The organism is Stenotrophomonas sp. UBA7606 (genome assembly GCF_002477705.1).
In the GTDB taxonomy this organism is placed as follows: domain Bacteria; phylum Pseudomonadota; class Gammaproteobacteria; order Xanthomonadales; family Xanthomonadaceae; genus Stenotrophomonas.
On sequence record NZ_DLJW01000077.1, the window covers coordinates 1 to 7,967 of the forward strand.

9 protein-coding genes and 1 tRNA gene are annotated in these 7,967 nt (G+C 64.7%); all 10 read left to right on the top strand.

The window, feature by feature from the left end; genetic code table 11:
- On the top strand, positions 1-405 hold a 405-nt coding region (locus tag B2527_RS10115; RefSeq protein ID WP_293711475.1), incomplete at its 5' end, for an SDR family oxidoreductase.
- A 150-nt stretch (positions 406-555) separates the two neighbouring features.
- Complete coding sequence (acpP, locus tag B2527_RS10120; RefSeq protein WP_054659808.1) at positions 556-795, top strand: acyl carrier protein; 240 nt, start codon at positions 556-558, stop codon at positions 793-795.
- Positions 796-918: 123 nt separating this feature from the next.
- Positions 919-2,181 carry a beta-ketoacyl-ACP synthase II gene (fabF, locus tag B2527_RS10125; RefSeq protein WP_293711488.1) on the top strand — a complete coding sequence of 421 codons (1,263 nt, stop codon included), beginning with the start codon at positions 919-921 and terminating at the stop codon, positions 2,179-2,181.
- 208 nt (positions 2,182-2,389) lie between these two features.
- Positions 2,390-3,742: an aminodeoxychorismate synthase component I gene (locus B2527_RS10130; RefSeq protein ID WP_293711491.1), complete on the top strand. Its 1,353-nt coding sequence runs from the start codon at positions 2,390-2,392 to the stop codon at positions 3,740-3,742.
- Positions 3,743-3,814: 72 nt separating this feature from the next.
- Positions 3,815-4,873: an endolytic transglycosylase MltG gene (gene mltG, locus B2527_RS10135; protein ID WP_293711494.1), complete on the top strand. Its 1,059-nt coding sequence runs from the start codon at positions 3,815-3,817 to the stop codon at positions 4,871-4,873.
- Positions 4,870-5,535 (top strand): dTMP kinase, encoded by a 666-nt coding sequence (gene tmk, locus B2527_RS10140; RefSeq protein ID WP_293711497.1) that lies wholly within the window; start codon positions 4,870-4,872, stop codon positions 5,533-5,535. Before mltG ends, tmk begins: the two co-directional genes overlap by 4 nt.
- A complete protein-coding gene (locus tag B2527_RS10145; protein ID WP_293711500.1) occupies positions 5,532-6,491 on the top strand; it encodes a DNA polymerase III subunit delta' in 960 nt (319 codons plus the stop codon). The genes tmk and B2527_RS10145 overlap by 4 nt, the downstream gene beginning before the upstream one ends.
- Complete coding sequence (locus B2527_RS10150) at positions 6,488-6,841, top strand: PilZ domain-containing protein (protein WP_293711503.1); 354 nt, start codon at positions 6,488-6,490, stop codon at positions 6,839-6,841. The genes B2527_RS10145 and B2527_RS10150 overlap by 4 nt, the downstream gene beginning before the upstream one ends.
- A 63-nt stretch (positions 6,842-6,904) precedes the next feature.
- Positions 6,905-6,979, top strand: a tRNA-Val gene (locus B2527_RS10155).
- Positions 6,980-7,296: 317 nt separating this feature from the next.
- The gene (locus B2527_RS10160; RefSeq protein WP_293711506.1) at positions 7,297-7,494 is read left to right on the top strand and encodes a hypothetical protein; all 198 of its coding nucleotides are present in this window, start codon (positions 7,297-7,299) and stop codon (positions 7,492-7,494) included.
- Positions 7,495-7,967 lie beyond the last annotated feature (473 nt).

A 7,967-nucleotide genomic window follows, 5' to 3' on the forward strand; every position in this document is an offset into this window, starting at 1 on the left:
CTGACCAGCGTCTACCGCACGTCCAAGGCGGTGATGCGCGGCATGATGAAGGCGCGCAAGGGCCGCATCATCAATATCGCCTCGGTCATCGGTGTCACCGGCAATGCCGGCCAGGCCAACTATGCCGCCGCCAAGGCCGGCATCATTGCCTTCTCCAAGTCGCTGGCCAAGGAAATCGGCAGCCGCGGCGTGACCGTCAACGTGGTCGCACCGGGCTTCATCGATACCGACATGACCAAGGATCTGCCCGAGGACGCCAAGGCGGCGATGCTCGGCCAGGTCGCGCTGGGCCGCCTCGGTGAGCCGGCAGATATCGCCAAGGCGGTGGGTTTCCTGGCCGGTCCGTCGGCCAGTTACATCACCGGCGAAACCCTTCACGTGAACGGTGGCCTGTACATGCCGTAAGCGTGGCGTGCATGGACTGCACCCAAGTGGTTGATCTTCGCGGGGTTTTTGTTGAGAAACACTGCCGCGACGGTTTCCACTACACTATCCCACGGCCAGCCTTGGGGGCTGGCATCTTTTGAACCACTACTCCATCTGGAGCGATATCCAATGAGCACCATCGAAGAACGCGTCAAGAAGATTGTTGTTGAGCAGCTTGGCGTCAAGGAAGAAGAAGTCACCACCAGCGCATCGTTCGTCGATGACCTGGGTGCAGACTCGCTGGACACCGTCGAGCTGGTGATGGCGCTGGAAGAAGAGTTCGAGTGCGAAATCCCGGACGAAGAAGCCGAGAAGATCGGTACCGTCCAGGCTGCCATCGACTACGTCAAGGCACACGTCAAGGCCTGATCCAGGTCTGACAAGGCGCGGTCGGCAAGCATGTCAGCCGCGTTGCAAATCCATGGGGCCGCTGATGCGGCCCTGTGCTTTTAAGCTTCAATCCCCCCGTGCGCGGGGCCAGGAGAATCCGCAATGAGTCGTCGCGTCGTCGTTACCGGCATGGGCATGGTGTCGCCGCTGGGCAATGATCTGGCCAGCAGCTGGGAAGGCATCATCAATGGCCGCTCGGGCATTGGCCCGCTGACGAATGTTGCAGATAACTATCTGGAACGTTTCACCACCAAGATTGCAGGTGAGGTCAAGGATTTCGACATCACCGCCGACAACCCCCTGTTCGGCAAGTACCGGGTCAGTGGCAAGGATGCCAAGAAGATGGACCCGTTCATCCATTACGGCCTGGGTGCCGCCTTCATGGCGCTGCACGACTCGGGCCTGGAAATCACCGAGGCCAACGCCGAGCGCATTGGCGCCATTGTTGGCGCCGGCATCGGCGGCCTGCTGGGCATCGAAGAGCAGACCATCGAGTTCCACGAGGGCAAGAAGATCTCGCCCTTCTACGTGCCCAAGACCATCATCAACATGCTGCCGGGCCAGCTGAGCATCATCGCCGGGCTGAAGGGGCCGTCGTTCTCGGCGGTATCGGCCTGTGCCACGTCCAACCATTCCATTGGTACGGCGATGCGCATGATCCAGTACGGCGATGCCGACGTGATGGTTGCCGGTGGCGCCGAGCGTGGCTCCTCGCCGACCGCACTGGGCGGCTTCTGCGCGATGAAGGCCATGTCCACCCGCAACGACGAGCCTACCAAGGCCTCGCGTCCGTGGGACCAGGGCCGTGACGGCTTCGTGCTGGGCGACGGTGCAGGCATTCTGATCCTGGAAGAGTACGAGCACGCCAAGGCACGTGGCGCGAAGATCTACTGCGAGCTGGCTGGTTTCGGCGCAAGCTCCGACGCGTACCACATGACCGCCCCGAGCGAGAACGGCGAAGGTGCCGCCCGCTGCATGGTGGCGGCAATGAAGGACGCTGGCGTCACCCCGCAACAGGTGGGCTACCTCAACGCACACGGCACCTCCACGCCGCTGGGCGACCTGGGCGAGACCATGGCGATGAAGACTGCCTTCGGCGAGCACGCTTACAAGCTGTTGGTCAGCTCCACCAAGTCGATGACCGGCCACCTGTTGGGTGCGGCTGGCGGCGTGGAAGCGATCTTCTCGGTGATGGCGCTGGAAACCGGCATCATCCCGCCGACCATCAACCTGGAAAACCCCAGCGAAGGCTGCGACCTGGACTACGTGCCGAACGTGGCGCGCAAGGCCAATGTCGACGTGGTGATGTCCAATGGCTTCGGTTTCGGCGGCACCAACGGCACGCTGGTGTTCAAGCGGATTTAAAGGTTCAAAGCCCCGCTAAAAGCCCCTCTCCCCTCGGGAGAGGGGTTGGGGTGAGGGTAAGGCCGAAGCAACAACGGTGACCGGCCGATTGGGCGCCAGCTCTTGGCAGTCAAACATTGCCAGCCGCCCGCACCCTCATCCGCCCCTTCGGGGCACCTTCTCCCGGCGGGAGAAGGGCGCGCTCCTTCCAGACTTCCCCGGGCCCACGATGCACATCCTCCCCCTGCACGCCGATACCGACCTGCTGGCGCTGCATCGGCTCGCACCGCATCGCTACCCGGTCCTGCTTGAATCCACCGCCGCCGGCAAGCTCGGCCAGTGGGACATGCTGCTGATCGCCAACGGCAACCAACTCCTGCTCAATCCCGACGGCAGCCTGCAGCGCGAAGACGGCAACGCGGTCGACGGTGACTTCCTTGCCGCACTCGACCGTGATTGGCAGGCCCTGCACCAGCCGCGCAACCCGATGGCCGCGGACATCCCGTTCCGCGGCGGCTGGGCACTGCTGCTCGATTACGAGCTGGCCCAACAAGTCGAACCCATCCTGCAGCTGCCACAGCGCAGCGACGGCCTGCCAAGCGCCGTCGCCCTGCGTTGCCCGGCCGCGGTACTGCGCGAACGCGACAGCGGCCGCTGCATCGCCATCGCCGAGGATGACGCCGCCGACCTGCTCAGCCGGCTCCAGCACGATCAAACGCAAACCGCGCAGCTGCCGCCCTTGCCGCACTGGCATGGCCCCAGCGCCATCGCTGAAGACGCAGGCGAACGCTTTACCGACGGCGTGCGCAACGTCATCGACTACCTGCATGCAGGCGACGTATTCCAGGTGAACCTGTCCCGCCGCTGGCAGGCGCACTTCGATGCGCCGTTGGCACCCGAGGCCCTGTATGCGCGCCTGCGCCGGGCAAACCCGGCGCCGTTCGCCGGCCTGTTCACGGCCGCTGGTCGCGCCGTGGTCAGTTCCTCGCCCGAGCGCCTGGTTTCGGTCAGTGGCGACCTGGTACAGACCCGTCCGATCGCCGGCACCCGCCCGCGCTTCGAAGGCGACGACGATGCCGCGCGCATCCAGGAACTGGTGGGCCATCCCAAGGAGCGCGCCGAGCACGTGATGCTGATCGACCTGGAGCGCAACGACCTGGGCCGCATCGCCGCGCCCGGCAGCGTCGAGGTCGATGAACTGATGACCGTGGAAAGCTACGCCCACGTGCACCACATCGTCAGCAACGTGCGCGCCCGCCTGCGCCCGGACGTGACCCCGGGGCAGGTGATCGCCGCCACCTTCCCCGGCGGCACCATCACCGGCTGCCCCAAGGTGCGCTGCATGGAGATCATCGCCGAGCTGGAGCAGACCGCGCGCGGCGCCTATACCGGCGCCTTCGGCTGGCTGAACCGCGACGGCGACATGGACCTGAACATCCTGATCCGCACCGCCGAAGTGCAGGGCAACACCGCCAGTTTCCGCACCGGCGCCGGCATCGTGGTGGATTCGGACCCGGCCAAGGAGCTGGACGAAACCCGGGCCAAGGCGCGCGGCCTGTTGCGGGCGCTGGACCCGCAATAATGAACGCCGTTTTGGCGGGCGCTGCCGCCAGCGCGGTATCCTGCGCATCGGTTCTTTGAAGACGGGGTGACCATGGCGGGTGCCAAGCGCGGATGTCTGCTGGTGCTGGCGGTGTTGGTACTGCTGGTGGCATTGGCTGGCGCAGGTGCGGCCTGGTTGTGGCAGCGGCAGGGCAGCTTTGCCGACGCGCCGCTGACGCCGTCCGCCGAAAGCATGAGCATCGCCTCCGGTGACTCGTTCAACAGCATGCTGCGCAAGCTGCGCGCGGCGGGCGTGGAGGAGGGGGATGACCTGCAATGGCAGCTGCTGGCGCGCCAGTTGGATGCTGCAGGCAAGCTCAAGGTGGGCGAATACGCACTGGACCCGGCACTTACCCCGCGCCAGCTGCTGCTGAACATGCGCCAGGGCAAGGTGCTGCAGCACCGCGTCACCATCGTCGAGGGCTGGAACATCCGCCAGCTGCGTGCCGCCTTGGCACGTGCGCAGCCCTTGCAGCATGAAACAACCGACCTGTCCGACACCGAGTTGATGGCTAGGCTGGGCTTCCCCGACCAGCACCCGGAAGGCCGCTTCCTGCCCGAGACCTATGTCTACCAGCGTGGCGACAGCGACGTGGATGTGCTCAAGCGCGCCCATGCCGCGATGGAAAAGGAGCTGGCCGCCGCCTGGGCCGAGCGCAGCGATGACCTGCCGCTGACCTCGCCCTACGAGCTGCTGATCCTGGCCTCCATCATAGAGAAGGAAACCGGTCTGGCCAGCGAGCGCCCGCAGATTGCCGGCGTGTTCGCGCGCCGCCTGAAGCTGGGCATGCGCCTGCAGACCGACCCGACCGTGATCTACGGCATCGGCAGTGCCTACGACGGCAATATCCGCAAGGTGCACCTGACCACCGACACGCCGTACAACACCTATACCCGTGCCGGTCTCACGCCCACACCCATCGCCATGCCGGGCCGTGATGCGCTGCATGCCGCGGCGCGGCCTGCACCCGGCGACGCGCTGTACTTCGTCGCCGTGGGTGACGGTAGCGGCGCCCACGTTTTCTCCGCCAGCTATGGCGAGCACAACAGTGCCGTCGCGCAGTACCTGCAGCGGCTGCGCGACAAGAAAAAAGAGGCAGTAGAACAATGAACCAAGCGTTGTTGCGGCACCCGCATTTCGTCAGCCTGGAAGGCGGCGAGGGTGCAGGCAAGACCACCGCCATCAATGCCATTCGTGACCTGCTGCGCGAGCGCGGGCACGAGGTGGTATTGACCCGCGAGCCGGGGGGCACGCCGCTGGCCGAACGCATCCGCAACCTGGTGTTGAAGCCGGATGAGGAGATCGCCGGCGAGCCACTGTCGGCCGAGGCCGAGCTGCTGTTGGTGTTCGCCGCACGCGCCCAGCATGTGCGGCAGGTGATCCGCCCGGCACTGCAGCGTGGTGCCTATGTGCTCAGTGACCGCTTCACCGATTCCAGCTTTGCCTACCAGGGTGCCGGCCGTGGCCTGGACCTGCAGTGGATCGGCGATCTGGAAAAGCGCGCAGTAGGTCTGCAGCCGGGCCTGACCCTGCTGCTGGATGTGGACGTGGCCATTGGCCGCGCCCGCGCCAATGGCCGCGACCTGTGGCCGGACCGCATCGAGAGCGAGCAGGACGATTTCTTCCAGCGCGTGCGTGCGCAGTTCCGCCAGCGGGCGCAGCAGGACCCGCAGCGCTTCCGCCTGATTGATGCCAGCCAGGACCAGGCCGGCGTGGCCGCGCAGGTGCGCAGCGCCGTCGCCGCTTGGCTGGAACAGGAGTTGCCCGCATGAGTGAGGCTTTCGCCCCCTGGCAGCAACGCGCCTTTGACCAGACCGTGGCCGCGCTGGACGGTGGTCGCCTTGGCCATGGCCTGCTGCTGTGCGGCCCCGCCGGCATGGGCAAACGTGCGGTGGCGCTGGCCTTGGCTGCCCATGTGCTGGACAACGGCGCCGATGCCGCCGCTCGGCAGCGCAACGCGCAGCTGATCGCCGCCGGCAGCCACCCGGACCTGCAGCTGGTGTCATTCATCCCCAACAAGACCGGTGACAAGCTGCGCACCGAGATCATCATCGACCAGGTACGCGAGATCTCGCAGAAGCTGGCGCTCACCCCGCAGTACGGTGTAGCCCAGGTGGTGATCGTGGACCCGGCCGATGCGATCAACCGCGCGGCCTGCAATGCCCTGCTCAAGACGCTGGAAGAGCCGGCCCCGGGGCGCTACCTGTGGTTGCTCAGCGCCGACCCGGCGCGGTTGCCGCAGACCATCCGCAGCCGCTGCCAGCGCCTGGAGTTCCGCCTGCCGCCACGGGAGGAAGCGTTGGCCTGGTTGCAGGGCCGTGGCTATACCGAAGGCGTGGCGCGCGAGGCGCTGGACGCTGCGCGTGGCCACCCGGCGCTGGCCGACCGCTGGCTGCAGGGCGAGGGCATGGCCTTGCGCCGGCAGGTGGCCAACGAACTGGGCCAACTGCTGGCCGGCAAGGTCGGCAGCGTGGAGCTGGCGCAGCGCTGGACCGGTGACGGACACGCCGACCTGCGCCTGCGCCATGCCGCCGATCTGGCCCTGCAGAAAGCTGCTGACGGCTTGACCGATCCGGCGCGATTGAAGAAGCTGGCCGCCTGGTTCGATGCCGCCAACCGTACCCGTGACCTGCTGCGTACCACCGTGCGTGCCGACCTGGCCGTGGTGGAACTGCTGCTGGCGTGGGGCGCGGCCAACCAGGTGCAATCCAAGGGGACTATTCGATGAGTGCGATGAACGCCCGCCAGGGCATCCTTTCGCTGGCGGTCAAGGACAAGGCGGCGCTGTACAGCGCCTACATGCCGTTCGTGAAGAACGGTGGCGTCTTCGTGCCCACGCCCAAGCGCTACTTCCTCGGTGACGAGGTGTTCCTGCTGCTGACCCTGCCGGACTCCAGCGAGCGTCTGCCGGTGGCCGGCAAGGTGGTCTGGGTCACCCCGCTGGGCGCGCAGGGCAACCGCCAGGCCGGCATCGGCGTGCAACTGGCAGACGGCAACGATGGCGAGGCGATCCGCAACAAGATCGAGACGCTGCTGGCGGGCACATCCAGCTCGGACAAGCCCACGCAGACGATGTGACGTGATGTGAAGAAAAATGTTGACGTGCTCGCTCAGCCCCCTATAATGAGCGGCTCGCAACACGGGCGGTTAGCTCAGCGGTAGAGCATTGCCTTCACACGGCAAGGGTCACAGGTTCGATCCCTGTACCGCCCACCATGAAAATCAAAGTGTTGCAGAAGAACCGGCGAAAGCCGGTTTTTTGTTTTTGGCGATACGAGAGGACGCTACCCGCCCTGTGTCTGCAAATAGTTGAGACGTGAAGGTTTGTCTGGCGGGCTTGTAGAGATCGTGAGTAGCTGATGGGGCAGGACCTTGAAGCTGCTGGGGCTTGAGTAACAAGTCGAGTGCTGCCTGTGGAATCCATCGAAAGTGTTTCTGTCCGTTGACCGGTACTGTGAAATTTCGATGGAGCGCGCTTTGGGCGACCCTTAAGCTCTTGATGCCTGGATTGGCAGGCGGATAAGGAGCGTGACATGAACAAATGGATCAAGCGCGTTGTCGCCTTTGGTTTTCTTTCGATGTCCTGCTTTGGTGGAATTGCTTCGGCCGCGCAGTGTGAAAGACCTTGCTTCTATGCATATCAACGTTGCCTGAGTGTGGAGGCCGACAAGAATGCCTGTTTTGAGGCTTATCTTGCGTGCGTGGATATCAGCTGTGGCGGGAACCCTTGATGCAGCGCCACTGGCTGCATTTGCTTGATTGATACTGCGGTTGTTGATGAGGACTGATGGAGAGCTTGGTTCCCAAGCCGCGATCCCGGAAGTGCAAAACAGGGTCGACCAGTTGCTTGCTTCGATTGCGGTGTTGCTGTCGCAGGATGTGCGCTGACTGGAGTGCGGGATTCAAGTGCCGAGTATCTATTGGAGCTCTATGTCGGTTCGGTGTTGCGTGGGCTCCCGGTACTGCTTGAGATCTACTTGCCGGCAACAGGTACTGCGTTGGCCAGATCAGGCGCCGCGCGTCTGGGAGGTTGCAGCTTGTTGATCTTTTGGATTGTTCGCCAACGGACCCCGGGGCGCTGTGTCTGCCCGGGGCCGTTGGCCCTTTGGCCGGAAAGCATAGGTCAGAGTCAGGTTTATCTTGGCAAAGGCGCCTGTACTGCGGTCTGATTGCTGCATTGTTCTTGAAGGGATGCGACTGCGTG

Bases quoted from the DNA above. Each gene is read 5' to 3' on its own strand.
- acpP (WP_054659808.1), top strand. From the start codon at position 556: ATGAGCACCATCGAAGAACGCGTCAAGAAGATTGTTGTTGAGCAGCTT.
- fabF (WP_293711488.1), top strand. From the start codon at position 919: ATGAGTCGTCGCGTCGTCGTTACCGGCATGGGCATGGTGTCGCCGCTG.
- B2527_RS10130 (WP_293711491.1), top strand. From the start codon at position 2,390: ATGCACATCCTCCCCCTGCACGCCGATACCGACCTGCTGGCGCTGCAT.
- mltG (WP_293711494.1), top strand. From the start codon at position 3,815: ATGGCGGGTGCCAAGCGCGGATGTCTGCTGGTGCTGGCGGTGTTGGTA.
- tmk (WP_293711497.1), top strand. From the start codon at position 4,870: ATGAACCAAGCGTTGTTGCGGCACCCGCATTTCGTCAGCCTGGAAGGC.
- B2527_RS10145 (WP_293711500.1), top strand. From the start codon at position 5,532: ATGAGTGAGGCTTTCGCCCCCTGGCAGCAACGCGCCTTTGACCAGACC.
- B2527_RS10150 (WP_293711503.1), top strand. From the start codon at position 6,488: ATGAGTGCGATGAACGCCCGCCAGGGCATCCTTTCGCTGGCGGTCAAG.
- B2527_RS10160 (WP_293711506.1), top strand. From the start codon at position 7,297: ATGAACAAATGGATCAAGCGCGTTGTCGCCTTTGGTTTTCTTTCGATG.